Origin of the sequence: Gilliamella sp. wkB292 (assembly GCF_001690235.1) — a bacterium.
Lineage (GTDB): Bacteria > Pseudomonadota > Gammaproteobacteria > Enterobacterales > Orbaceae > Gilliamella > Gilliamella apicola_F.
This window is the reverse complement of sequence record NZ_LZGO01000077.1, coordinates 48,123-74,717: the sequence shown is the minus strand read 5'-3', so window position 1 is coordinate 74,717 and position 26,595 is coordinate 48,123. Positions and strand designations below refer to the sequence as shown.

23 protein-coding genes are annotated in these 26,595 nt (G+C 36.5%); 20 read left to right on the top strand and 3 right to left on the bottom strand.

Annotated features, from left to right (window positions below; all coding sequences use genetic code 11):
- Window positions 1–74 precede the first annotated feature (74 nt).
- Window positions 75–2,708, top strand: coding sequence for an aminopeptidase N (gene pepN / locus A9G09_RS10410; RefSeq protein WP_065634768.1), 2,634 nt, complete (start codon window positions 75–77; stop codon window positions 2,706–2,708).
- Between the two features lie 119 nt (window positions 2,709–2,827).
- A complete protein-coding gene (locus tag A9G09_RS10405) occupies window positions 2,828–3,160 on the top strand; it encodes a rhodanese-like domain-containing protein (RefSeq protein WP_176700975.1) in 333 nt (110 codons plus the stop codon).
- Window positions 3,161–3,202: 42 nt separating this feature from the next.
- On the opposite strand, the gene A9G09_RS10400 is transcribed toward A9G09_RS10405, so the two are convergent.
- Complete coding sequence (locus tag A9G09_RS10400) at window positions 3,203–4,045, bottom strand: MetQ/NlpA family ABC transporter substrate-binding protein (RefSeq protein WP_065634767.1); 843 nt, start codon at window positions 4,043–4,045, stop codon at window positions 3,203–3,205.
- Window positions 4,046–4,225: 180 nt separating this feature from the next.
- On the opposite strand from A9G09_RS10400, the gene A9G09_RS10395 reads away from it, so the two are divergent.
- The 16 genes from A9G09_RS10395 (at window position 4,226) to citG (ending at window position 20,525) form a co-directional block, all read left to right on the top strand.
- Window positions 4,226–5,377: an amidohydrolase gene (locus A9G09_RS10395; protein WP_065634766.1), complete on the top strand. Its 1,152-nt coding sequence runs from the start codon at window positions 4,226–4,228 to the stop codon at window positions 5,375–5,377.
- A complete protein-coding gene (locus A9G09_RS10390; protein ID WP_065634765.1) occupies window positions 5,377–6,420 on the top strand; it encodes a methionine ABC transporter ATP-binding protein in 1,044 nt (347 codons plus the stop codon). Before A9G09_RS10395 ends, A9G09_RS10390 begins: the two co-directional genes overlap by 1 nt.
- On the top strand, window positions 6,421–7,119 hold the full coding sequence (locus A9G09_RS10385) for a methionine ABC transporter permease (RefSeq protein ID WP_065634764.1): 699 nt from the start codon (window positions 6,421–6,423) through the stop codon (window positions 7,117–7,119). It abuts the gene before it with no gap.
- A 279-nt stretch (window positions 7,120–7,398) separates the two neighbouring features.
- Window positions 7,399–8,214, top strand: coding sequence for a phospholipid ABC transporter ATP-binding protein MlaF (mlaF, locus tag A9G09_RS10380; RefSeq protein ID WP_218056898.1), 816 nt, complete (start codon window positions 7,399–7,401; stop codon window positions 8,212–8,214).
- Window positions 8,211–8,993 (top strand): lipid asymmetry maintenance ABC transporter permease subunit MlaE, encoded by a 783-nt coding sequence (mlaE, locus tag A9G09_RS10375; RefSeq protein ID WP_065634763.1) that lies wholly within the window; start codon window positions 8,211–8,213, stop codon window positions 8,991–8,993. The genes mlaF and mlaE overlap by 4 nt, the downstream gene beginning before the upstream one ends.
- Window positions 8,994–9,004: 11 nt before the next feature.
- Complete coding sequence (gene mlaD, locus A9G09_RS10370; protein ID WP_065634762.1) at window positions 9,005–9,595, top strand: outer membrane lipid asymmetry maintenance protein MlaD; 591 nt, start codon at window positions 9,005–9,007, stop codon at window positions 9,593–9,595.
- Between the two features lie 2 nt (window positions 9,596–9,597).
- A complete protein-coding gene (mlaC, locus tag A9G09_RS10365; protein WP_065634761.1) occupies window positions 9,598–10,242 on the top strand; it encodes a phospholipid-binding protein MlaC in 645 nt (214 codons plus the stop codon).
- 3 nt (window positions 10,243–10,245) lie between these two features.
- A complete protein-coding gene (locus A9G09_RS10360) occupies window positions 10,246–10,521 on the top strand; it encodes an STAS domain-containing protein (RefSeq protein ID WP_065634760.1) in 276 nt (91 codons plus the stop codon).
- 82 nt (window positions 10,522–10,603) lie between these two features.
- Window positions 10,604–10,861 (top strand): BolA family protein, encoded by a 258-nt coding sequence (locus A9G09_RS10355; RefSeq protein ID WP_065634759.1) that lies wholly within the window; start codon window positions 10,604–10,606, stop codon window positions 10,859–10,861.
- Between the two features lie 94 nt (window positions 10,862–10,955).
- A complete protein-coding gene (prlC, locus tag A9G09_RS10350; protein WP_065634758.1) occupies window positions 10,956–12,983 on the top strand; it encodes an oligopeptidase A in 2,028 nt (675 codons plus the stop codon).
- Entirely contained in the window at window positions 12,970–13,698 is a 729-nt protein-coding gene (locus tag A9G09_RS10345; RefSeq protein WP_065634757.1) for a class I SAM-dependent methyltransferase, read from the top strand. The genes prlC and A9G09_RS10345 overlap by 14 nt, the downstream gene beginning before the upstream one ends.
- Window positions 13,699–13,721: 23 nt before the next feature.
- Window positions 13,722–14,411 carry a 16S rRNA pseudouridine(516) synthase RsuA gene (rsuA, locus tag A9G09_RS10340; protein WP_065634756.1) on the top strand — a complete coding sequence of 230 codons (690 nt, stop codon included), beginning with the start codon at window positions 13,722–13,724 and terminating at the stop codon, window positions 14,409–14,411.
- Window positions 14,412–14,558: 147 nt separating this feature from the next.
- Window positions 14,559–15,803: a Bcr/CflA family multidrug efflux MFS transporter gene (locus A9G09_RS10335; protein WP_218056896.1), complete on the top strand. Its 1,245-nt coding sequence runs from the start codon at window positions 14,559–14,561 to the stop codon at window positions 15,801–15,803.
- Between the two features lie 2 nt (window positions 15,804–15,805).
- Window positions 15,806–16,342, top strand: coding sequence for a gamma carbonic anhydrase family protein (locus A9G09_RS10330; protein ID WP_081297546.1), 537 nt, complete (start codon window positions 15,806–15,808; stop codon window positions 16,340–16,342).
- A 91-nt stretch (window positions 16,343–16,433) separates the two neighbouring features.
- Window positions 16,434–19,418: a DNA translocase FtsK 4TM domain-containing protein gene (locus A9G09_RS13260; protein WP_369126358.1), complete on the top strand. Its 2,985-nt coding sequence runs from the start codon at window positions 16,434–16,436 to the stop codon at window positions 19,416–19,418.
- 219 nt (window positions 19,419–19,637) lie between these two features.
- Window positions 19,638–20,525: a triphosphoribosyl-dephospho-CoA synthase CitG gene (citG, locus tag A9G09_RS10320; protein ID WP_065634753.1), complete on the top strand. Its 888-nt coding sequence runs from the start codon at window positions 19,638–19,640 to the stop codon at window positions 20,523–20,525.
- A 161-nt stretch (window positions 20,526–20,686) separates the two neighbouring features.
- On the opposite strand, the gene A9G09_RS10315 is transcribed toward citG, so the two are convergent.
- Complete coding sequence (locus A9G09_RS10315; protein WP_065634752.1) at window positions 20,687–21,850, bottom strand: MFS transporter; 1,164 nt, start codon at window positions 21,848–21,850, stop codon at window positions 20,687–20,689.
- A gap of 258 nt (window positions 21,851–22,108) precedes the next feature.
- Between A9G09_RS10315 and A9G09_RS10310 the strand changes: the two genes are divergently transcribed.
- Both A9G09_RS10310 and A9G09_RS10305 read left to right on the top strand, forming a co-directional pair.
- On the top strand, window positions 22,109–23,971 hold the full coding sequence (locus A9G09_RS10310) for a beta-glucoside-specific PTS transporter subunit IIABC (RefSeq protein ID WP_065634751.1): 1,863 nt from the start codon (window positions 22,109–22,111) through the stop codon (window positions 23,969–23,971).
- A 10-nt stretch (window positions 23,972–23,981) separates the two neighbouring features.
- Window positions 23,982–25,379 (top strand): glycoside hydrolase family 1 protein, encoded by a 1,398-nt coding sequence (locus A9G09_RS10305; protein WP_065634750.1) that lies wholly within the window; start codon window positions 23,982–23,984, stop codon window positions 25,377–25,379.
- A gap of 72 nt (window positions 25,380–25,451) precedes the next feature.
- Here the strand turns inward: A9G09_RS10305 and A9G09_RS10300 are convergent, their stop codons facing one another.
- Entirely contained in the window at window positions 25,452–26,594 is a 1,143-nt protein-coding gene (locus A9G09_RS10300) for an AAA family ATPase (protein ID WP_065634749.1), read from the bottom strand.
- Window position 26,595: the final 1 nt, after the last annotated feature.

The following is a 26,595-nucleotide window of genomic DNA, read 5'->3' as shown; positions in this document are numbered from 1 at the left end:
GATTATTTTTAATCAGCTATAATAAAAACAACACAGCTAACAAATTAAGCAAATACGAAAAGGTCTTAATAACAATGAATAGCCAAACACTTGAATTACAACCTACAGCTAAACATCGCTTAGATTATAAAACACCCGACTTTACAATTACTGACATCGACCTTGATTTTGATTTAGCGGCAGAAATAACCACAGTTATCGCCCGTAGTCATGTTATCAAAAAAAATCTTCACGCTGACAATTTAATTTTAGATGGTGAAGAACTTAAATTGGTTTCAGTAAATATTGATGAACAACCTTGGACTGATTATCAAATTACAACAACAGGATTAATCATTAAAAATGTTCCATCTGAATTTACCTTAACCATTGTTAACGAAATCAGACCGATTAATAACACCGCGCTTGAAGGACTATATGTTTCAGGAGATGCACTTTGCACACAATGTGAAGCTGAAGGATTTCGTCACATTACTTACTATTTAGATAGACCCGATGTGTTAGCCAGATTTTCAACTCGAATTACGGCCAATAAAAAACAATATCCTTATTTACTTTCTAATGGTAATCGCATTGCTCAAGGTGAACTTGACAACGATCGTCATTGGGTACAGTGGCAAGACCCGTTTCCAAAACCGGCTTATCTATTTGCCTTAGTTGCAGGTGATTTTGATATTTTAAAAGATCATTTTATCACCCAATCAAAACGTAACGTTGAACTAGAAATTTATGTCGATAAAGGTAATTTAGATCGTGCAAAATGGGCCATGACCAGCTTAAAAAATGCGATGCGCTGGGACGAAACCCGTTTTGGCTTAGAATATGACTTAGATATTTTTATGATTGTTGCTGTCGATTTTTTCAACATGGGCGCAATGGAAAACAAAGGGCTTAATATTTTCAATTCAAAATATGTACTAGCTAAACCCGAAACAGCCACTGATGATGATTACTTAGGAATTGAAGGCGTTATTGGTCACGAATATTTTCATAACTGGACAGGCAACCGTGTTACCTGTCGGGATTGGTTTCAACTCAGTTTGAAAGAAGGTTTAACAGTTTTTCGTGATCAAGAATTTAGTTCTGATATGGGATCAAGAGCGGTTAAGCGAATCAATGATGTTAAAATTATGCGTACAGTACAATTTGCTGAAGATGCAAGCCCAATGTCTCACCCTATTCGTCCTGAACAAGTTATTGAAATGAATAATTTCTATACTGTTACCGTTTATGAAAAAGGGGCAGAAGTTATTCGTATGATGCATACACTATTAGGCGAAGAAAAATTCCAAGCTGGCATGAAGCTCTATTTCAAACGTCACGATGGCAGTGCGGCTACCTGCGATGATTTTGTTGCCGCCATGCAAGATGCCTCAGGCATCGATTTAACCCAATTTAAATTATGGTATAGTCAATCAGGTACCCCAGAGCTCACCATTACTGATAGTTATGATAAAACAAGTCAACGCTATACTTTAACAATTGAACAACATACACCTGCAACTCAAGATCAACAGCAAAAACAAGCGTTACATATCCCGGTTGATATTGAACTGTATCGACGCAATGGTGATGTCATTGCGTTGCAATCACAAGGTAAATCGATTAACCATGTATTAAATCTTACCCAGACTAAACAGCAATTTGTTTTTGATCATATAGATGAAAAACCGATTATTTCATTGCTACGTGATTTTTCAGCACCGGTTAAATTAACATATCATTATCAAGATGATGAACTCATTTTCTTAATGCAACATGCAACCAATGCATTTAGTCGCTACGATGCCGCACAGATGCTTTTATCAAAATATATACGTAGTAATGTTGATAATTACCAACATAAAAAGGATCTAACCTTACCGCAAACAGTATTAGATGCCTTTAGAGCAGTGTTATTATCAGAATCAACCGATCCTGCTCTTATCGCCCAAATAGTAACTTTACCTTCAGAAAATGAAATAGCTAATCTTTTTGCTGTTGTTGATCCAATGGCTATTTATCAAGTGCGCCACTTTCTATTAACCTGTTTTGCAAATGAACTTTATGATGAATTACAGGCGGTTTATCAATATAATAAAACAACACAATATCAAATTATTCATGCTGATATTGCAAAACGCTCATTAAAAAATGCGTGTTTAATACTACTAGCTTACGCTGATGATAAGTCACAAGTAACACATCTAGTTAGCGAGCAATATTATCATGCAGATAACATGACAGATGCATTTGCTGCATTAACAACGGCTGTTAAAGCTCAACTTAATTGCCAAAAAGATCTACTAACCGATTTTGATAATAAATGGCATCAAGATGGACTCGTGATGGATAAGTGGTTAGCTTTAAATGCTACAAGCCCTGATAAGCAAGTACTAGCGACGGTGAAAAAACTATTAAATCACCGTTCATTTTCGCTAACTAACCCAAATCGCATTCGCTCTTTAATCGGTGCATTTGTCAATAACAATCCTGTTGCCTTCCATGCACAAGATGGCAGTGGTTATCAATTTTTGGTTGAAATTTTGACAGAATTAAATCAGAAAAATCCGCAAGTTGCAGCACGTTTAATCGATCCACTTATTCGTTTAAAACGTTATGATGAAAAACGACAAGAGCAAATGCGACAAGCACTCAATGCGTTACTAAAAATAGAACATCTATCTAAAGATCTCTATGAAAAAATCAGTAAAGCATTAGCCGCTTAAATGATTATTATCATCCTATTAATCATTAATAGGATGATAACTTGTAATAAATAGTGCTGTTTTTTTCAAAAAAAGTATTTAGCTTAAACTTGTTAACAACATTTTTTAGAGTTTTTAATATGATACCCATTAAGTCCATCACCGCTATTGAGCTTGATCAAAAACTAAAACAACAACACAAACTGGTTCTACTTGACGTGCGCGAACCTAGCGAAGTCAATTTCTGCAAAATTGAGGGAGCAATGCACATTCCAATGAATCTGATCCCGCTTTATTTAGATAAAATCCCCGATGAAATAGATATTGTGATTTATTGTCATCATGGCGTAAGAAGTTTAAATGTCGCAAATTATTTGGCTGAAAATGGCTTTGATACTGATTATCTCTATAATTTGACTGGAGGTATAGATGCTTGGGCATTAATGGTTGACAAAAACATGCCAAGATATTAACAAGCTCGTAACAAACTGAGCTTGTTAAAATAAGCGATTAAACTACTCTTGTGGCATCACCCAATAACCGTTTTGGTTGTGCGCTTGCATATAATCTTTAAACTGTTGAGATTGATAAATACGTTTCACATCTTGGGCCCATTGACTATTTTCATTGCCCGCATTAACGACCACCATAATTTCTAAATCTGGAATTATCGTTTCTAACAGTAATGCTTTATTCGGATCAATATTCGCTGAGTAAACAATGCTTCCAGGAATAATGGCAAAATCTAAATCATTCATCACGCGAGGAATATTAGCCGAATCCATCTCGATAATATTGATGCCGGCAATATTTTGCTCAATATCATTTTTACTTACAATAATAGGATTGGTATTCGGTTTTAACTTTATCCAACCAGCTTTTTCAAGCAAATTATACGAACGAGCAGCATTAGATGCATCTTGTGGAATTGCAACTTTCGCACCTTTAAACACCTGCTGTAACGAATTATATTTGTTTGAAAATATCGCAGCGGGTACTGATGGTACATGTACAACGGGTTTCAAGTTAGCCTTACGTTGGGTATTAAACACATTCATATAAGCGGTATGCTGTGCCACGGTCAAATCAATACTGCCCTCACTTAAAGCGACATCAGACTCAAGTAAATGTGGAAAGCTAACCAATTTCACCTTATAACCTTCAGACTCAAGTATGGGTTTTACCGCGTCTTTAAATAATTCGTTATAGGGCCCGGGTGATACCCCCATACTAATCTCTTTTTTAGTTTGATTATTGGCTTGCTTTGAAGAATTATCACAAGCTGTTAGTAAAAACAGAAAACTTAATATCGATAAAACCAAAATATTTTTATGCAATTTTGTAAAACGATGCTTCATATTAACTATCCCCAATAAGCTATGTAACTTAACCATACTCTAGCATAGAAAAAATAGTTCATTTATTCCAAGTTATTCTATCTTATAACTTTTTGGAATAAGATATAAAAAACGATTATTAGGTTGCTAAATCAAGCTATGCTACGTTAATACTATCTATAATTATTTGTTGGATATACCATGAGTGAATCAATTGCAGACAGTATTCATCAGCTTTTTAGAAAATTACATCAACATCCCGAGCTTTCTAATCAAGAATATGAAACAACTAAAACAATTAGATCTTATTTACAAAAAGCGCATATTCGAATTTTAGAACTTGGAGCAAAAACAGGCGTCATAGCTGAAATAGGCTCAGGTTCACCAGTGCTCGCATTACGTGCAGATATTGATGCATTACCCATTAATGAACAAACAGCCAGCAATTATAAATCTCAAACGCCCGATGTTATGCATGCTTGTGGCCACGATGTACATACGTCGATTCTAATGGGCGCAGCTTACTTGCTTAAACAACACGAACAAGACTTAAAAGGTACGATTCGCTTATTATTTCAACCCGCAGAAGAAAACTTTAGCGGCGCATTACAATTTATAGATATTGGTGCGTTGAAAGGGGTTGATGCAATATTGGGGCTCCATAATAATCCCAATTTAGCCATCAATCAGATGGCATCACGTGCTGGCCCTTTTTCGGCCAATGTTGATCGCATTGAAATCACAATAAAAGGGGTCGGGGCCCATGCAGCAAGACCAGAATCGGGAATCGATCCCATAGTGATAGGGGCACAAATTGTTAGCGCCATTCAAACAATCTCTAGCCGTACAATAAGTGGGCTTGATGCAGTAATCGTTAGTATTACAAAATTCTTAGGTGGAAATACATGGAATGTCATCCCCGAAACAGTAGAAATGGAAGGCACTGTGCGAACTTTAACGCCACAAGTGAGGGCAAAAGTAAAACAACAGCTACAAAGTATTATTGAAAACATCGCGATTGCCATGGGTGCAAAAGCTGAATTAAGATGGTTTGATGGACCACCTTCTGTCATTAACGATGACAAATGGGTTGAATTTGCTCAGTCCATCGCCAAGCAAATGAATTACGAAGTAATCGATTTTAAACCGCAACTAGGTGGTGAAGATTTTGCCCACTATCTACATCAAGTACCGGGTGCGTTTATCAATCTTGGATCACAAAGCTCTTATGCGCTTCATCATCCAAAATTTGAAATCAACATAGACATGATAATGCCAGCTGTAAATTATTTATATATACTTGCTAAGCAAGCATTAATTGAATTAGAACACCAATCAACAGGTATTAAATAATGATTAAATTCGAAAATGTCTCTAAGCAATATGAGCGAAACGGCATCACCACTCAGGCGCTGCACAATATTAATTTAACCATTGATAAAGGTGATATCTATGGCATTATTGGCTATAGTGGAGCGGGAAAAAGTACCTTAGTTCGCTTAATTAACTTTCTTGAAAAACCGACAACAGGAAATGTAATTGTCCAAGATCAACAACTAAATCAACTATCAAATGCTGACTTACGTCATGTAAGACAAAAAATTGGCATGATTTTTCAACATTTTAATTTACTTGAATCTAAAACTGTATTTGAAAATATCGCTATTCCTCTAATTTTAATTAAAAAAGATAAGCAAACAATAAAACAAAAAGTTTATGAGCTATTAGAATTCGTGGGATTAAGTGATAAAGCTAATAGCTATCCTAAAGAGCTTTCTGGCGGACAAAAACAGCGCATTGGTATTGCGCGTGCATTGGCGAATGACCCTGATATTTTACTTTGTGATGAAGCGACTTCAGCGCTTGATCCACAAACAACACAATCAATTTTAGATTTAATCAAAAAAATCAATGAAAAATATAAGATCACTGTAGTACTTATTACTCATGAAATGCATGTGATTGAGCAAATTTGTCATAAAGTCGCGGTAATGGAAAAAGGTCAGATTGTTGAGCATGGTAATGTACTGGACGTATTTGGTCATCCAAAGCATCATACTACTCAAAACTTTGTCAGTTCAGTGATTAATGACCAGATCCCAACTGGTGTTGTCGAAAACTTAATTGAAATAGAAGGTGATAAAGATAATATCCAATTATTCAAACTCGAATTTTTAGGAAGATCAGCCTCAGAGCCTGTCATCAATTCGCTGATATTAAAGCAAAAAGTAGTCGTCAACATCTTGTTTGCCCATATGTCAGAAATTGAAAAAACAGTACTTGGCAGTATGTTTGTTCAATTAAAAGGCAACAACAATGATATTGAAGAATCAGTACTATATCTACGTCAGTGTGGTGTACAAGTCACCGAGATTAAACAATGGGAGAGGAATTAAATGGAAACCTTAAATAATATTATCAATTACTTAAGTTCTTATTTTGCCACTACACTAACCGCTGAACAATTTATTCAAGCGTCGTACGAAACCTTAATAATGGTGTTTTTTGCTTTGGTACTAGGTTCGTTACTGGGTATTCCTCTAGGTATCTGTTTAGTCACCACACGACCATCAGGATTATTAGAAAGTCGTAAAGTATATCGGATCATCAACCCAATAATTAATCTGCTACGCTCTTTACCGTTTATTATTTTATTAGTAGCGATCTTACCTTTCACTAAACTCATCGTAGGCAGTTCGATCGGCACAGCAGCAGCAATTGTACCCCTAACAGTATACGTCGCGCCTTATATTGCACGATTAGTGGAAAATTCACTCCTAGAAGTCAATAGTGGCATTATAGAAGCAGCTGAGTCTATGGGAGCAACACCGTTACAAATTATTTGGCATTTTATGTTGCCCGAAGCTTTTAGCTCTTTAATTTTAACCCTTACCACTGCAACAATAGGCTTAATTAGCGCAACAGCTATGGCTGGTGCAGTTGGGGCTGGCGGGATCGGAGATTTAGCTATATCCTATGGTTATCAACGCTTTGATACAACTGTTGTCATTATTACAGTTGTGATATTGATCATCACTGTGCAACTCGTACAAAGTCTTGGTAATTATTTAGCACGAAAAGCAAGACATGAATAACTAACGTAACCAATTATCACAAGTAATGACTTTAGAATCAAAAGATGAGGGTTACGGCCCTCATTTATAATTATTCACAAAACGTTTACTCTATTGAATTTTAATGATTACCTGTCGATAAACCACTTAATTATGAAAATTTTTCTATTAATTTTTAATTAGTTACTCTTATCTACTAAAATTCGCCAATAATTGGCTAATCTATTTAATAGATTTCATTATTCGCAAATATCAAGTAAAATAAGCTCAACTTTCATTATGGTAGTGTAGGAAATCGATGTGACGAACACATTACAACAGAATTTGGTCGAAATACACGATATGTCTTTTTATCGAGGTAGCCGGCCGATTTACAAAAATATGAATTTAAATGTGCCTAAAGGCAAAGTAACTGCCATTATGGGACCATCTGGAATAGGTAAAACAACACTGCTTCGCCTAATTGGTGGTCAACTTAAACCTCAAGCGGGAAAAATTTTATTTGATGGTGAAGACATACCTAGCATGTCCCGTTCAAGACTATATGAAGTTCGTAAACGCATGAGTATGTTATTCCAATCTGGGGCACTATTTACTGATTTATCAGTCTTTGATAATGTGGCTTATCCTCTTCGTGAGCACCTTAATCTACCAGAGCCCATATTGCACAATTTAGTGTTAATGAAATTACAGTCCGTTGGTTTACGCGGTGCAGCGCAGATGATGCCTTCAGAATTATCTGGTGGTATGGCACGGCGAGCAGCTTTAGCCAGAGCAATAGCACTTGATCCAGATCTCATTATGTTTGACGAGCCATTTGCAGGGCAAGACCCCATATCTATGGGCGTCATAGTTAAACTTATATCTGAAATTAACCAATCACTTGGATTAACCTGTATTGTTGTTAGCCACGATGTGAATGAAGTACTAAGTATTGCTGATTATGCTTATATTGTTGCAGAACAACATATTATTGCTGGTGGTACATCTGAAGAATTACGCAATAATGATGATTTGCGTGTAAAACAATTTCTGGAAGGACTGGCTGATGGTCCGGTTCCATTTCATTATCCTGCTGATGATTATAAATTAGACCTAAGCAGAGGTATAAAATAATGTTGAATTTACTTGCAAAACTTGGACAAGCAACCATTAATACCATTGCAATGGTTGGGCGTTCGGGAATGATGCTATTTGGCGCACTGATTGGCCGACCACAATTTGGTAAACAATTCCCCTTACTTATCAAACAATTTTATTTTGTCGGTGTACAATCACTGACTATTATTATCGTATCAGGTCTTTTCATCGGTATGGTACTTGCTCTTCAAGGTTACTTTATTTTAACCACCTTTGGTGCTGAAGCAAGTTTAGGAATGATGGTTGCGCTTGCCCTACTTAGAGAGCTTGGTCCAGTCGTTGCTGGCTTATTATTTGCAGGTCGTGCGGGTTCTGCCTTAACAGCTGAAATAGGTCTTATGAAAGCCACAGAACAGTTATCAAGCATGGAAATGATGGCAATCGATCCACTACGACGAATCATTGCACCACGCTTTTGGGCGGGCTTTTTTAGTATGCCTTTTTTAACAGCTATTTTTGTCACTGTTGGCATTTTGGGTGGTGTTTTAGTTGGAGTAGACTGGAAAGGAATTGACGCTGGCTTTTTTTGGTCATCCATTCAAAGTAATGTTGATTGGTGGCACGATTTAGGCAATTGTTTTATTAAAAGCTTCGCCTTTGCAATCGCCAGTACTTGGATTGCACTATTTAATGGTTACGATTGTGTACCAACGTCTGAAGGAATTAGCCGGGCAACAACAAACACCGTTGTCTATTCATCATTAGTTATTTTGGGGTTAGATTTTATCCTAACCGCATTAATGTTTAGTAATTGAGGTCATTAAACATGAGTCGTAAAGTCGAAATTACCGTTGGATTATTTATGGTGCTGGTTATTCTTTCAGTACTATTTTTATGCTTTAGAGTGACTGACCCCACATCATTTAGCAGTCATAACACTTATCGTGTTTATGCTGTATTTGATAATATTGGTGGATTAAAAGCACGTTCACCAATCAAAATAGGTGGAGTTGTAATTGGTCGGGTCAATAACATCACATTACAATCATCTGAAAATGATGTGTATAAACCTTATGTGGCAATAGATATTGATGCACAATATGATAAAATTCCTAGCTCAAGCGCATTATCGATTAAAACCTCTGGTTTATTAGGCGAACAGTTTATTGATATCAATTTCGGACTGGACCAAAACCTTGAACATGATCTAGATGCATTAGACGCCGATATTCCTAGTAGCACACCAATAGCAAAAGATAATAAGCCTGCTTATTTTCAAGAAGGCCTAGTTATTAACAATACAAAACCGGCTATGGTTATAGAGGATTTAATTGGGCAATTCCTTTATAGTGCAGGTGGTTCTTCAGATAAGGACAAAAAACAAACTACACCAGATACCAATGAAAGTAAGGAGTAATTATGTTAATCAGATTTAAACAAGCAATTTTTTTCGTATTCGCATTAGCATTCAGCACATTTGCGCTTGCTGATAACGACCCATACAAAGATATGCAAGTTGCAGCCGATAAGATTTTTAATACCATTAAATCTCAATCAGCTACAATCAAGACCAATCCGAATAAATTGAAGGAAATAGTTAGAACTGATTTATTACCTTATGTGCAAGTTAAATATGCTGGTGCGTTAATTTTAGGTAATTACTACAAAAGTGCTTCTGAGGCGCAACGTACTGCTTATTTCGATGCATTTGAAAACTACTTAGTTCAAGCTTTTGCCCAAGCGCTATCTATGTACAACGGTCAAACTTATCAAGTTGAAGCAGCAAAAGACCTAACAGGTAAAAGCTTAGTTTCAATTCGCGTATTATTAATCCAACCCGATAAAAGCCAGCAACCATTGCGTATTGATTTTCAATGGCGTAAAAACACTGTCACAGGGGAATGGAAAGCATACGACTTAATTGCTGAAGGTGTGAGTATGATTACCACTAAACAAAATGAGTGGTCGACTATATTACGTCAAGACGGTATTGATGCATTAACTAAGCAATTAACAGATCTTTCAAATCGTAAAATTGATCCTAATGCTAAACCAAAAGGCTAGCCTATGATGTCGCGAATCAAAGCAGACAAACAAGATAATGTCTTATATTTAAAGGGTGAGCTAGATGCTCACTCCCTTAATGAAATATGGTCAACTCAGCATAGTATTTTAAATGGCGTTACAACTATTGATGTTGCTCAGTTAACTCGAGTTGACTCTTCTGGACTAGCAACATTAGTTTATTTTTGTACTAAATATCAAACCAAATTAATGGGCATTAATCCACAATTACAAACTTTAATTGCACTGTATGACTTACAGCCAGTTATTATGGCTTAATTCATATTGTGTTATTACCAAACATAAATATTAGCTTAAACAACTTAATATAAAGTTAGAATATTCATACTGAGTTACAATCATGGACAAACAACAAATTATAGACAAATTAAATAGTTCTCTTAACCTTGACAATGTATATGTTATGACTGACGATGGTAGTCATTTTCAGGTTATTGCAGTCAGTGAACTATTTGCAGATTTGAGCCGAGTCAAAAAACAACAATTAATTTATGCACCTTTAGCCGAATTTATTAATGATAACCGTATCCATGCATTATCTATCAAAACCTATACACCAACAGAATGGCAACGTGAACGCAAATTAATGGGATTATAAACTATTCCTTAACACAAAATACTTGACTTGCGTTTTTTTACCCGCACATAATGTTTAATCACTAAACAAAATCTTTGTAGAAAGGTATCGCAACATGACCAATCCATTATTAACCAATGCTCCATTACCGCTATTTTCTCAAATCAAGCCTGAGCACGTTCTACCTGCTGTACAGCAGGCCCTAAATAATTGTCGCAACACAATTGAAACAGTGCTAAAACAAAATAGTGAGTATACTTGGGACAACTTAATTCAACCCATTGATGAAATGGATGAAAAATTTGGACGAGTTTGGTCACCGGTCAGCCACCTTAATTCTGTAAAAAATAGCCCTGAATTACGTAAAGCTTATGAAGCATGTTTACCATTATTATCAGAATACAGCACATGGGTTGGACAACATAAACCTTTATATCAAGCTTATAAACAACTAAAACAAAGCGAAAATTACAATACTTTAAGTAAAGCACAGAAAAAAGTGATCGACAATGCACTGCGTGATTTTGAATTGTCGGGAATAGGCTTAGCTGATGATAAACAAAAACGCTATGGTGAAATTGTTGCCAAATTATCAGAATTATCCTCACAATATAGCAACAATGTATTAGATGCAACGATGGGCTGGACAAAACTAATAACAGATGAAAAACAGTTGTCTGGTATGCCTGAAAGTGCGCTTGCCGCGGCAAAAGAACAAGCCAAATCAAAAGGACAAGACGGCTGGTTAATTACTTTAGATATTCCAAGTTACCAACCAGTTATGACTTATTGTGATAACCGTGAGTTACGTTTTGAGCTCTATCAAGCTTATAATACGCGGGCTTCAGATCAAGGACCGAATGCAGGTAAATGGGATAATACACAAATCATCGAGCAGATTTTAACATTAAGAGATGAACTCGCTAAATTACTTGGTTTTGATACTTATGCTGACAAATCTCTAGCCACTAAAATGGCGCAATCAGTCCATCAAGTTACTGAGTTTTTGACTGATTTAGCCAATAAAGCTAAACCACAAGGTGAAAAAGAATTAGCGGATTTGAAACGCTACGCCTATGAATTTTTTGGTGCCAGCGATATCAAACCTTGGGATATTGCCTATTACAGTGAAAAACAAAAACAATACCTTTATACCATTGATAACGAAGAACTCCGACCTTATTTTCCTGAACAACGAGTGATAAATGGCTTATTTGAAGTCGTCCATCGTATTTTTGGGATTACCGCTAAAGAACGGCTTGGCGTTGAAGTGTGGCACCCTGAAGTCAAATTTTATGATTTATTTAATGCCAATGGTGAACTAAAAGGCAGTTTTTATCTTGATTTGTATGCTCGTGAACATAAACGTGGTGGTGCATGGATGGATGATTGTATTGGTCGCATGCGTTTTGCAGATGGTCACATACAAAAACCCGTTGCTTATTTAACTTGTAACTTTAATCGACCAATCGGTGATAAACCCGCGTTATTTACTCATGACGAAGTAACCACCCTATTTCACGAATTTGGTCATGGCTTGCATCATATGTTAACCGAAATTGACGTATCATCAGTTGCAGGTATCAATGGTGTAGCTTGGGATGCGGTTGAATTACCAAGTCAATTTTTAGAAAACTGGTGTTGGCAACCCGAAGCGTTGGCCTTCATTTCAGGACACTATCAAACCGGTGAGCCTTTACCGCCAGAAATGCTAGAAAAAATGCTCGATGCGAAAAACTATCAAGCTGCATTATTTATATTACGTCAATTAGAGTTCGGTTTATTTGATTTTAAACTTCATAGCCAGAAAACGCCTGATATCTTAACCACTTTGGCGGAGGTTAGAAAACAAGTTGCTGTCGTACCAACGGTTGAATGGGGGCGATTCCCTCACGCTTTTAGTCATATTTTTGCAGGCGGATATGCCGCTGGTTATTACAGTTATTTATGGGCCGAAGTGTTATCAGCCGATGCTTTTTCACGCTTCGAAGAAGAAGGCATTTTTAATGCTAAAACCGGTAATGCATTTTTGGACAATATTTTGTCACAAGGTGGCAGTGATGAACCTATGACATTATTTAAAAATTTCCGTGGACGTGAACCGCAACTTGAGGCACTACTTCGTCACTATGGTATCCACTAGTTCTAATCCAGCTCAGCTAAAATTATTAGCTGAGCAGTGGTTATCCACGCATCCCACTGTTCCCTTTGCTTTAGTGACTGATACCGCTCAACTCGTATTACAAAAAACCGACGAACCAAAACTCGGGGCTGTAACAGTAGATTTTGTATCTGGCACAATGGCTCATCGTCGTCAGTTTGGTGGTGGGCGCGGTGAAGCCATTGCCAAAGCAGTAGGCGTAAAAGGTGAGTATTTACCAACAGTAGTAGATGCAACAGCTGGACTTGGTCGTGATGCATTTGTATTAGCAGCAATCGGTTGTCATGTCACGATGTTTGAAAGGCATCCCGTTGTGGCTGCATTATTAGCTGATGGTTTACAGCGAGGTTACCAAGATCCAATAATAGGCAATTGGTTACAGCAACGGTTAAACCTGATTTATAATTCAAGCCAAACAGGTCTATTGTCATTGCACGAAAAACCCGATGTGGTTTATCTTGATCCAATGTTTCCACATCGACAAAAAAGTGCATTAGTCAAAAAAGAGATGCGCATTTTTCAACAGTTAGTGGGTAGTGACTTAGATTCAGATAGTTTACTTGAACCAGCTAGACGATTAGCTAAAAAACGCGTAGTCGTTAAACGACCTGATTATGCGCCATTTTTAGCCGAGCAAAAACCAACAGCCGAAATTAAAACTAAAAATCACCGTTTTGATATTTATACACCTTTTTAAAACAGAGGAAGATTACCCAGATTATGCGATTAGATAAATTTCTAGCTCATCACTTAGGTATAAGCAGAACAATCGTGAATAAAGAACTTAGAGCACAAAAAGTGACTGTTGATGGCGACATAATAAAATCAGGCGCCTACCAATTATCACCTACACAAGTGGTTGAGTACGATGGCTTCGAAATTGTGCCAATCACCGAACATCGTTATTTTATGCTCAATAAACCACAAGGTTATGTTTGCTCAACCGATGATCCCGATCATCCAACTATTCTATATTTTATCGACGAACCAATGTCTGAAAAGTTGCACGCAGCCGGCAGATTGGATCTTGATACAACAGGTTTAGTACTATTAACAGACGATGGTAAGTGGTCACATCGTATTACTTCACCCAAACATCATTGTGAAAAAGTCTATCAAGTCACGGTTGAACACCCCCTAAGCATCGAACTCATCGATATATTTGCCAAAGGCATTCAACTAAAAAGTGAGAAGTCACTCACAAAGCCGGCTAAACTAAATATTATTGACCCATATCACGCAGAGCTAACCATTAGTGAAGGTCGATACCATCAAGTTAAACGTATGTTTGCCGCAGTTAATAATCATGTTGTTCAGTTACATCGAAAACAAATTGGCAACATTATGCTAGATATTCCTGAGGGCGAATACCGTCCACTTACTGAAGAAGAAATCAACTCTTTTAGTTAGCTTCAAATTTTATCGTAATAATAAAAGTGAATAAATGATTGCCTCTTAAAGTCAATAAACACCGTTAAGTCATAATTAACGGTATTATCGATTATGTTGCCACATCATCATGCACTTTTAGTTGAAGAATTTTATAGGAACCCAAACGTGCAAAACTCAAATACGCAAGTAGAATTTAAAATTTCTAAAAAAGCACTGATCTTTATCCTTGGATTGCTATCTATGTTAATGCCTTTATCCATTGATATGTATTTACCGAGTATGCCAACAATTGCTCACGACTTTAATGTAGCTGATGCAACCGTTCAACTTACAATTAGCTGTTATTTATTAGGGTTTTCCTTTGGCCAACTTTTATTTGGACCACTTACTGACAGTTATGGCCGGCGAAATATTCTTATTATTGGTCTGATTATTTTTGTTTTTGCCGCCTTTGGTTGTGCTATTGCTGGCAATATTAATCAATTGATAACTGCACGTTTTTTCCATGGGATTGCAGCTGCTGCAACCACAATAGTGATTAATGCTTTAATGAAAGATATCTATCGTGACCGTGATGAGTTTTCAAAAATGATGTCCTTTGTGATGTTAATCTCTAACGTAGCACCATTATTAGCGCCGATCATTGGTGGTTTTATTTTGTATTGGTTTAATTGGCAAGCAAACTTTTATACCATTTGCCTAATGGCAATCATTTGCTTTGGCTTGGTGGTAAGTTATATTCCAGAAACACTTGCCAAAGCTAAACGTGATAAATTTAGTATCATTCGAATATTAAGTAATTTCATTACGCTATTTCGACATCGCCAAGCCTTAACTTACATGCTAATAGGCGCATTTGCTGGCGCTGGATTATTTTCATTTTTAAGTTTAGGGCCTTTTGTTTACATGAACTTACATGGCGTTGCATCCACCAATTTTGGTTACTATTTTGCACTTAATATTGTGGTAATGGTATTGATGAATACCTTAAATAGCCGCTTTGTTAAACTTGTTGGTTCTATCAAAATGATGCAATTAGGGCTGTTAATCCAATTTATCATGGCGATAGGGCTTTTGATTGGAACATTATTTAATTTTGGATTTATCTATTTAGTCGTGTGTATTGCAGGTTACATTGGATGCATGTCAACAGTTGGCGGTAATAGTATGGCTGTGGTATTAGACTTCTATCCACATATTGCCGGTACAGCATCGTCACTTGCTGGTACGATTCGATTCGCCATAGCTGGAGCAATTGGTATATCATTATCAATGCTAGTCTCGATTCATAAAACGATAACACCAATTAATGATAATACCACAGAGTGGTTAATGATCGGTTCTATGGTACTGTGTAATTTTCTCGCGGTTGGCTTATTTTTGAGTGTCAAAAATATTAAAAGGAAATGACCATGATTTATCAATTAGATGATTTATGCCCACAAATTCACCCAGATTGTTTTATTGCCGAATCGGCTGATATCATTGGTAATGTGACTCTAGAACAAGGAGTATCCATCTGGTTTAACGCCGTTTTACGAGGTGATATTGCAAGTATTCATATTGGCAAAAACAGCAACATTCAAGATAATTGTACCGTGCATATCGAGACTAACATACCGTGTATTGTTGGTGAAAATGTCACCGTTGGTCATAATGTGATTCTTCATAGCTGCACAATTGAAGACAATGTCTTAATCGGAATGGGAAGTACCATTTTAAATCATGCCAAAATTGCTAAAAACTGTCTGGTTGGCGCTAATTCTTTAGTTACTCATAGTTTACCTTATCAAGAAGGCTGCTTAATTATGGGATCACCAGCGAAAATAATTCGGCACCTTACCGAAGCCGAAATTGCAGCAAATATTAAAAATGCCCAAAATTATGTCAAAAATGGACAAAGGTTTAATAAAAATCTAATGGCAATTAATCGCTCACAGTCACAATAAATTACGTTTTATATTTTATTCACTCTGTGAGCAAAAGTAATTTATGATAAAATGCCAACAATTTTAATTGCAATCGTTTTTAGGTACGTACTTGAAAAAGCCAAAAACAACCAGAAGACAGATATTTAGCCAATTCATTTTATTAATAATAATAGCGTTATCTGCCTGCTTATTTTTATCACTATTTTCTTACAATGCATCAGATCCCGGCTGGTCACGTACTGCTTGGCATACCCCTATCAGCAATTATTGCGGCTATATTGGTGCATATGCATCGGATATACTATTCCAATTTTTAGGCTTTATTGCTTACAGTGTTCCTTTTTTTGCACTATTTTTTAGTTTGCAATTAGTGATCTATTTTTATCGTCACGCTAATGCACCTATCAACTATTTTAGTTTATCATTCAGAATTATTGGTATTTTAGCATTTATCTTTAGTAGTACTGGTTTTTTCACTTTAAATATTCGTGATGCAGAACAGTTCCAAGCTGGAGGATACCTAGGTTCAATTGTTATCGAAAGCCTATTACCTATAATGAATGGCTTTACAGCATCGATTATATTACTCATTGTTAGCCTTGCCTGTATAACCCTATTAACGGGATTATCATGGTTACTATTGATGGAAAAACTTGGGGCATTAGTCATGCTGCTTTTAACGCCGATTACCTGGTTATTTTCATCACATAAAGCCAGTGCAAGCACTCACACTGTTACCAAACAGCGGGATAAAGACATTGCACTAACAACGCAAACAAAAGAGCAGCCTGTTGTTATTCCATTAGAGAGCAATAAAGTCAATTTAGATACAGAGCAACCTTTATCTATAACAGCCAATGAAGAAAAAGTGATTAGTCATTTAGATGACACTAATCAGCTTGAACAAAACAATCCTATAACACTCAATAAGGATGATGAAGCATTAATCCAAACAGCAGAGCAATTGTTACAGTCGCTTGAGCAAACGACTAACAATCAACCTGATTTATCTAGCACACCAGTTAATGATGAGCCTAAAAAAGATCTGGATCCAAACGATATTTTAGCGCGTATGGAAGTGATTATAAAAAATATGAATGAACGAAAGTTAGCGCTTTCACAAGATCAAACTAATGCTACGTTGCCACAATCAAATTTAGCCAATAATTTACAAGCAACAGCAAACCAAACAACAAAAGACTCAGAAAAAGTGCAGCCTTTTGATGAAAATAAATACACCATTTCAGATGCGCCTAGTAAACCGTTATTTACGTTAAATAATAACGAATCTACCTTAACGAACGATGCAATCGCTCCAAACCAATTTATATCGAACGAACCAGAATCATCGACTCAAGACGATGAGCAACCAACACATCAAGAACCCGAAATTCAGATTGAACATCCTACAGCCGAGATTGAAAGACACATCCCCGAAGATGTTGATCTTGAATCGTTAAAAAATGAAAACCCTGTTATTGATGACATCTATCTAGACGATACAGATGTTGAACAAAGTCACAATAACCCAATTACCATTGATGATGAAAACGATAGTTTAATTCACCCATTATTAAGACGAGATGATAAACCACTACCAAAACCAACAACGCCACTACCGTCATTGGATTTATTAACTGCACCGCCAACAACTCGAATCGAAGTCGATCATGCTGCATTAAATGCAATGTCTGAACTGATTGAAAAAAGTTTAGCCGACTATCGTGTTAAAGCAAAAGTTGTTGATTATATGCCAGGACCTGTGATCACCCGCTTTGAAATTGAACTAGCTCCTGGTATTAAAGCTGCGCGAATATCAACACTTGATCGCGATCTTGCTCGTTCACTATCAATGCTTTCAGTGCGAGTTGTAGAAGTTATTCCGGGTAAACCTTATGTCGGTATCGAATTACCTAATAAAAACCGGCAGACTGTCTACTTTAGAGAAGTATTAGACAGCCCACAATTTCGCAATGCACAATCACCATTGACTATCGTATTAGGAAAAGATATTTCAGGGCAATCGGTTGTTGCAGATTTGGCTAAGATGCCACATTTATTAGTCGCAGGCACCACAGGCTCTGGTAAATCTGTGGGTGTTAATGCCATGATTTTAAGCATTTTATACAAATCACAACCTGAAGATGTCAGGTTCATTATGATCGACCCTAAAATGCTTGAACTCTCTATTTATGAAGGTATACCGCACTTATTAACGCAAGTGGTTACCGACATGAAAGATGCGGCGAACGCACTTAATTGGTGTGTAAACGAAATGGAAAGACGTTACCGATTAATGTCAGCTTTAGGTGTCCGCAACATTGCCGGCTATAATGAAAAAATAAAACAGGCAGAAGAGATGGGTAGACCTATTCCTGACCCACTTTGGAAACCTACTGATAGCATGGATCTTAACATGCCAACATTGGAAAAATTGCCTTACATTGTGGTTATGGTCGATGAATTTGCTGATTTAATTATGGCTGTTGGTAAAAAAGTGGAAGAGTTAATTGCACGCCTAGCCCAAAAAGCAAGAGCTGCGGGTATTCACCTAGTGTTAGCCACCCAGCGCCCATCGGTTGATGTTATCACTGGTTTAATCAAAGCCAACATACCAACCCGTATTGCTTTTACTGTATCAAGTAAAATCGACTCACGTACTATTTTAGATCAAATGGGTGCCGAATCACTACTTGGCATGGGGGACATGCTGTATTTAGCGCCAAATAGTTCGATTCCTATTCGTGTACATGGTGCTTTTGTCCGTGATGAAGAAGTTCATGCAGTTGTGCAAGACTGGAAAGCTCGCGGCAAACCAAAATATATTGAAAATGTGACGGTATCAACCGATGATAATGATAGCAGTCATGCTGACAACATTGATGAAGATCTCGATCCGCTATTTGATCAAGTTGTAGAGTTTGTGGTTGAAACGCGCAGAGCTTCTATCTCTAGTGTGCAACGAAAATTTAGAATTGGTTATAACCGAGCAGCGCGAATAGTTGAACAAATGGAGATTGAAGGCATCATTAGTGCACCAAGTCATAACGGCACTCGAGAAGTAATTGTGCCACATTCACATGGTGATTTTTAGTCGTAATAATAAATCCATCTAGTTACTAATCATTAGGTGGATGAAATAGGCGTGCAATCCGCCGATTTTAGTATAAATGGTTAACACCTATTACAGAGCTTTAGATAATAGACTTAAAATACATTAAGTTACCCCTAATACGAGATCAACTTAGCACAACCTAAGCATCTCGTTAATACAACCATAATACAGTAACCGTTTGATAGGTATTAGACAATAATGAGTAAATATTCACAGCAAGTGACATTATTAGAATCGCAACTCATCAACCATAAAAACTTTAGTTTACCTGCGCAACTAGCTATTAAGGCATTAATTAAAGAAATTTGCTTATCACCTAAACCAGGGCTAGTTGATATGAACAATAATGGCGCACACCGTGATATGGATTTTCAAACATTTATCCAAAGCATTTCAGCTATTTCAACTTGGTTTGAACAGTTCTATCAATATGGTAAACAAGCAGCCTATCTAAAACCCACTGTATTTTTAAACGGTATTAGACCCATAGGCATACAATGTGAACAAGCTATGTTTAATGCGACCAATCAAATCAATACTCATAAAGGTGGTATATTTGCTTTCGGTTTAATACTTGGTGCTATAGGCAAACTCGAACAGCTCGGCTTAGCATGTCAAATGCAAACAATTTGCGAGCAAGTATCAATAATATGCCAAGGTATCGTCAATAAGGAATTAAAACAAAATAATCCATCTTATTCAATTGGTGAAAAGCTGTATAAACTCCACAACCTTTCTGGTGCACGGGGAGAAGCGGAGTCAGGTTACGCAACAGTTAAAAATATTTCACTCCCTATTTTAAAAAATATGCAGCAAAGTGGCTACGATGAAGAAACTTGCTTATTACAAACCTTGTTATATCTGCTCGCATTTAACCAAGATACCAATTTGGTTGCAAGAGGGGGACTTGATGGATTGGCCTTTGTCCAACAACAAGCTAAAAAACTGATTTTACAAGGCGGTGTGATTCATACTCATGGTCAACAAAATTTAAATAAGCTTGATAACGAGTTAATAAAACGCAATTTAAGTCCTGGTGGCTCAGCTGATCTTATCGCCATTACTTGGTTCTTATCACAGTACTAATTCATCTGTATAACAATAAACAGATGGATTGACCGTATTAAGGTTATTGATTGGCTTTGATTAACTTAACCCTATGCAAGATGGTGTTATATTACTTTAACTTATAACATTCACGTCATTTATGCCTAAATTCATATATATCAAGACGGTAACCAAAAACATCAATCCTGTTTTTTATTGCTTTTTAAATGATAAATCCCATACAAAACAGCCCCTAAAATAGCCATAATAGCTAAAATAAAATAAGCGAGACTCATTGAATATCGTAAACTCACGTATCCAACAATAACAGGAAACAATGTCATACCCAACGCGTAAATCGCTTGAAATAAACCCATCGCCGCCGAGCGCGCATAAGCTGGAATAGTAGATGTTGCTTCAAAAGTTAGAAAAGAAAATAATATTCCTGTGCCCATTCCAGGAATAACTTGTAGTAATAAAATGGCATAAGGTGATGAAACTTTCGGTATCAAAATGCAATACAACGCCAGCAACATAAAAGACAGGAAAATCCAAGTAGATATACTCAATTTATTAACCAAGTTACTTGCCCCTACTTTACCAAACAAGACTGATGCCAACATATAACTTATTGAAGATAAACCAATTAAGCTTGAACTAGCACCTAATCCACTTAATATCTGATTAGTAAATGACATAGTTGTCGACATTTGTATCCCTTGCTGAATTAAAGCCAACAAAGAAAAAAACAGTAATTTACGATCAAAAAACACGTTAAACAAATTATGATAATCAAAATTGTGATGAATTCTTTCAGGGTATTTCAGTCTGATAGCTAAGATAAAAGCAATAAATCCGCTTAAACAACTGAGTAAACAGATAAATTGCATCCCAAAATATTCAAATAGCAAGGTACTTGATAAAAATGCTAAAAAAATACCAAGATTATTCACCATAATAATTAAGCTAGTGGCATAACTTTTTTTCGATTTAGGATAAAACCCCATAAACAACACCATAAATGAAATCCACATGGCGCTGGCAAATCCCGAAATAATATTACCAATCAAAAATCCCCAACCAGTAGGTTGTATAAGACGAATAATTGAAGCAAATCCAGCTAAAAACGATCCTAATACGATAAATATCTTATGCTTTTCTTTAACATTGGCTAATAATCCAACAGGTATGCGTAAAAATAACTGTGAAACACCATAGGCGCTAACCACCATACCAATAAAATTGGTCGTCATATGGATTGCAGCTAAATAAGGGGTTTGATAAGGGATATAAATATATTGTGCATACCAGAAAAAAAACACAATACACAACAACAAATACGATCTTTTTTTTGCCACTTTCATTTGAACAACATTTTATTGCTTATAATTACTTTATGTAAAAATATATCTAAATTAGATATTTAGCAACAAACAAATCCATCTTGTCTAAATTTTTAAACTATGTTAGCTTGAAGTAAGTCAAACAACGATAAAAATAATTTTACAAATTAGCAGAAAATATCTTCTATAAATTTTTATAACCGATATTCCCTATACCTTATTTGGCGGGTTTTAGTTTTTATCAGTGTGTAACCATTCTGTAATGTAATGGAGAAAATAATGGATTATCAAACAATTGCACAACAAATTTTACAATTAGTTGGTGGTAAAGCTAATGTTGTTAGCTTAACGCATTGCTTTACTCGTTTAAGGTTTCAATTAGTTGATAGCAACAAAGCTAATCGTGAAAAATTATTACAAACAGAGGGCGTTATTTCAGTTGTAGAAAGCAGTGGACAATATCAAGTAGTACTAGGAAATAAAGTCACCAAAATTTATCAAGAAATCATGCCATTGCTCGGAAAATTAGAGACCAGCGAACTAACGCCACCTAAAGTATCAATTGGCGTAAAAATTCTTAACGCTTTTGCTGCTATTTTTACGCCCGTGATTCCGGCAATTGCCGCATCCGGTATGTTAAAAGGGATTTTAGCGATTGCTGTTATGATTGGCAATTATTACTATCAAACTGATATCAAAACTTATAACACCTACACGATTTTACATGCTGCATCAGATGCAGTTTTCTACTTCATGCCAATAATACTAGGCTATACCGCTGCTAAAGTATTTAAAGCCCACGAATTTATATCGATGATAATTGGGGCAACGTTATGCTATCCATCAATTGTCAATTTAATGGCAAGTAAAACTGAAGTTACGCTGTTTACTATTGAATTAACCAAAGCAAGTTATACTTCTAGCGTTATTCCAATTATTTTAGCCATATTTATTTTAAGTTACGTACAAAGATTTTTAGAATTTATCATCCCTGAAGTATTGAAAATTATCATGGTACCAACCTTTTCATTACTGATTATGATACCAGCTACATTACTTATTTTCGGTCCTATTGGTATCTACATTGGCGAATTTATAAACTGGATCTATTACTACATTATGGGTGTTAGTCCTATTTTATTAGGGGCATTTATCGGTGGTGTATGGTGTATATTAGTCATCTTTGGTGCGCATCGAGCAATTGTACCAATCGGCATTAATGACGTAGCGCAAACTGGACGCCAGAACTTACTTGCTTTCGCTGGAGCGGCAAACTTTTCACAAGCTGGCGCGGCATTAGGTGTATTTTTCAAAACCAAAAATAAAAATTTAAAAACAGTTGCGGCATCGGCAACCATTACCGCTTTATTTGGTATTACTGAGCCCGCAATTTATGGTGCGAATTTAAGATTAAAAAAGCCGATGATTTGTGCGGTTATTTGTGGCGCTATCGCGGGTGGACTAATGGGCTGGGGAGGATCGTACGGTACTGCTTTTGCCAATCAAGGGGTTTTAACTATTCCCGTTTACGCTGAAGCCGGTACAACTGCATTTTTATGCTATTTAATTGGCATATCTTTTGCCTTTTTCGGTTCATGCATTTTAACGATGATTGTTGGATTTCAAGATCTACCCAGTGAGGAAATTTCTACATCAAACCAAACGCATAGCCCAGATTTATTACTTTCCGATCAAACTATTACCTCCCCTATTAAAGGGCATGTTATTGCGCTTAGTGAAGTTAAAGATGAAGTGTTTGCATCTGGCGCGATGGGTAAAGGTGTCGCTATATCTCCAGAAATCGGTGAAGTCATTGCACCAGCAGATTGCACAGTTACAGTACTTTATCCCACTTTACATGCTATTGGTTTAAAATTAGATAATGGATTAGAACTATTAATACATATTGGTATCGATACGGTAAAACTGCAAGGCAAATATTTTCAATCTTATGTTGAAGTGGGGCAACACATTAAACAAGGAACTAAAATTGTATCCTTTGACATCGATAAGATTAAGCAACAACAATACGATTTAACAACATCAATAATTGTCGTTAATTCAGAACAATATAAAAATGTCGACTACACCAAAGATATCGACGTTAATTATCAAGACCAATTATTATTTATTCAAGTTTAGAGGTAAAAATATGAAAACATTTGCTAAGGATTTTTGGTGGGGTGCATCCTCTTCTGCATTTCAAATTGAAGGTGGATGGGATGCCGATGGTAAGGGAATGACCGTTGCTGATTATAATTCATTTCAACGTTCAGCAGTGCAAGCCGATAGCAAAGTTGCCAGTGATTTTTATCACCATGTAGAGAGTGATATTGCGTTGTTTAAAGAGCTTGGACTTAAAACTTATCGTTTTTCCATATCTTGGGCACGTATTATTCCGGATGGCGATGGTGAAATAAATCAAGCTGGGATCGATTTTTATAATCGAGTAATTAACGAATTAATCAAAAACGATATCATTCCATTTATTACCCTTTATCATTTTGATTTACCTTTTGCATTAGTTGATAAATATAATGGTTGGCAAGACCGTCGTTGTGTCGATGCGTTTAGACGCTATGCTCAGATCTGCTATAAAGCATTTGGTGATCGGGTAAAACATTGGCAAATCAATAATGAACAAAATTTAATGATTCGTGTTAACGAACGAATGAACATGTATAAAGTCGCACCAGCTGATGCTGAAAAAGTGAGAGCTCAAATGGATTATCACATGTTTGTTGCGCATGCGATGGCAACTAATGATTGTCATGAGCTAATTGCCGGAAGCAAAGTGGGACCGGCGGTATCATCCACCATGACCTACCCTGCAAGTAACAAACCAATGGATGTTTGGGCAGCTAAAATGAATGATAATTTTAAAACTAATTATGCCCTAGAAATGTACTGTTTTGGAGATTATCCGGGATACTATAAACATTATTTGCAACGTTGTGGTATCTACCCTATTACACAACCAGAAGATGCCGAAATATTAAAACAAGCTAAACCGGATTTTATTGCGGTAAATTACTATCGAACATTAGTCGCAAGCTATTTACCGGAAGACGCAAAGCATCCATTTGGCACTAAACATAATGATATCGATTTTGATCTGTATGGTTACTTTAAAATTGAAAAAAACCCGAATTTAACAGCAAGCACTTACGGTGCGCAAATTGATCCAATGGGTTTACGTTTAGTCCTAAATGAATATTATCGACAATACCGCTTACCCCTAATCATCACTGAAAATGGCTTAGGTACACCAGACGAATTAACACCAGATAATAAAGTGCATGATGATTACCGCATTGATTATATTAAAGCTCATATTTCAGCTTGTCATGATGCGATTGAAGATGGTGTTGAGTTATTTGGTTATTGCCCATGGTCAGTTATTGATTTATTAAGTTCTCATCAAGGATTTAAAAAACGTTATGGCTTTGTTTATGTTGATCGAGATGATCATGACTTAAAAACACTTAATCGAATTAAAAAAGATAGCTTCTATTGGTATCAAAAAGTAATTAAAGATAATGGAGTTTAACCCTTTCATAGCTATCAATTGACAAACATGGGGCTAAATAAAGCCCCATTCTATTGCTGAAAATTGTGTTAATTACTGATTTATCACATAGCTAACCTGATGTGCTTCGGTCGGTAAGGGAACTTGCCATTTACTAAACATACGCTGAATTTTTTTATTCGCTAAGCTTGTATCGCGTTTTAAATTACGCCGATATAACTCTTGTTCCGGTTGTTCTATATAAACGATTTCAACCTCAGCGTGATAGGCATAAAGTAGATCGAGTGCTTTTTGCCGCATGTCTTGTGATAAATGTGTGGCATTCCAAATAAAAGGCTGCTTATCTCGTAGCCATTGTTTCACTTTAGCTAATACAAATTGAATCACTAATCCTTCATTTTCACCATGCTTTAATTTGAGTTCACTGCGCGCGTCATCATAAGAAGCAACTGGCCATGTTGGATAATGCTTGCTTACCCAACTATTTTTGCCCGAAGCCGGTAAACCAGACATCAATATCACTTTTGATCCTTGTTGTGGATATAGCGCATAATCAGGCAGGACATTACTGCCGCGAAAATAGTGTACTCGCGTATAATCATCAACAAATTGACGAGGTTTATAAAGGCAATCTTCTTCCAACGCGAGTTGTTTAAATAACTCAACTTCATCCAATACTCTAGCTTTATCAGTACAGATACGCCCCAGCATATCCGCTTTCGCTTGCAAGCATAGCATCCAAACCGGTAATTGCCATGACAGACGATGCACAAGGTATTGGGGTGAATAGCGCTGATGTGCATCACTTAACGCAAAAAACGGAACCTGATGAACCGCGATAATACGACATATCTGTTCACGTAGTTCAAAAGGTACGGCCATTTGCCACAACAATACTCTGCTACGAATTTCCCCCTTTTGGGAGTGTCTTGGTTGACTGATTTTACCCGTGACCTCATCAATCACGGTAGTTTCTGGTTTAGCAATATCATGTAACAATGCGGTCATAAATAACACAAATTGTTGCTCCTGAGTAGCTTTTGCAAACTCAGTCTGTTCAATTAATGCGCGCAATACCATTTGTGTATGTATCCAAACATTACCTTCACCATGATGTAACGGGTCTTGTGGTGTGGTAATAAGCGCAGTTAACGCTGGAATACACGTTAACCAGTCATCAAAATTATCTTTAGCAATACTGTTAGCCACTTGCTGTTGTAATTGTAAATAGTCCATT

Excerpts from the sequence above, each read along its gene's own strand:
- pepN (WP_065634768.1), top strand. The coding sequence starts at position 75 with ATGAATAGCCAAACACTTGAATTACAACCTACAGCTAAACATCGCTTA.
- A9G09_RS10405 (WP_176700975.1), top strand. The coding sequence starts at position 2,828 with ATGATACCCATTAAGTCCATCACCGCTATTGAGCTTGATCAAAAACTA.
- A9G09_RS10400 (WP_065634767.1), bottom strand. The coding sequence starts at position 4,045 with ATGAAGCATCGTTTTACAAAATTGCATAAAAATATTTTGGTTTTATCG.
- A9G09_RS10395 (WP_065634766.1), top strand. The coding sequence starts at position 4,226 with ATGAGTGAATCAATTGCAGACAGTATTCATCAGCTTTTTAGAAAATTA.
- A9G09_RS10390 (WP_065634765.1), top strand. The coding sequence starts at position 5,377 with ATGATTAAATTCGAAAATGTCTCTAAGCAATATGAGCGAAACGGCATC.
- A9G09_RS10385 (WP_065634764.1), top strand. The coding sequence starts at position 6,421 with ATGGAAACCTTAAATAATATTATCAATTACTTAAGTTCTTATTTTGCC.
- mlaD (WP_065634762.1), top strand. The coding sequence starts at position 9,005 with ATGAGTCGTAAAGTCGAAATTACCGTTGGATTATTTATGGTGCTGGTT.
- mlaC (WP_065634761.1), top strand. The coding sequence starts at position 9,598 with ATGTTAATCAGATTTAAACAAGCAATTTTTTTCGTATTCGCATTAGCA.
- A9G09_RS10360 (WP_065634760.1), top strand. The coding sequence starts at position 10,246 with ATGATGTCGCGAATCAAAGCAGACAAACAAGATAATGTCTTATATTTA.
- A9G09_RS10355 (WP_065634759.1), top strand. The coding sequence starts at position 10,604 with ATGGACAAACAACAAATTATAGACAAATTAAATAGTTCTCTTAACCTT.
- prlC (WP_065634758.1), top strand. The coding sequence starts at position 10,956 with ATGACCAATCCATTATTAACCAATGCTCCATTACCGCTATTTTCTCAA.
- A9G09_RS10345 (WP_065634757.1), top strand. The coding sequence starts at position 12,970 with ATGGTATCCACTAGTTCTAATCCAGCTCAGCTAAAATTATTAGCTGAG.
- rsuA (WP_065634756.1), top strand. The coding sequence starts at position 13,722 with ATGCGATTAGATAAATTTCTAGCTCATCACTTAGGTATAAGCAGAACA.
- A9G09_RS10330 (WP_081297546.1), top strand. The coding sequence starts at position 15,806 with ATGATTTATCAATTAGATGATTTATGCCCACAAATTCACCCAGATTGT.
- citG (WP_065634753.1), top strand. The coding sequence starts at position 19,638 with ATGAGTAAATATTCACAGCAAGTGACATTATTAGAATCGCAACTCATC.
- A9G09_RS10315 (WP_065634752.1), bottom strand. The coding sequence starts at position 21,850 with ATGAAAGTGGCAAAAAAAAGATCGTATTTGTTGTTGTGTATTGTGTTT.
- A9G09_RS10310 (WP_065634751.1), top strand. The coding sequence starts at position 22,109 with ATGGATTATCAAACAATTGCACAACAAATTTTACAATTAGTTGGTGGT.
- A9G09_RS10305 (WP_065634750.1), top strand. The coding sequence starts at position 23,982 with ATGAAAACATTTGCTAAGGATTTTTGGTGGGGTGCATCCTCTTCTGCA.
- A9G09_RS10300 (WP_065634749.1), bottom strand. The coding sequence starts at position 26,594 with ATGGACTATTTACAATTACAACAGCAAGTGGCTAACAGTATTGCTAAA.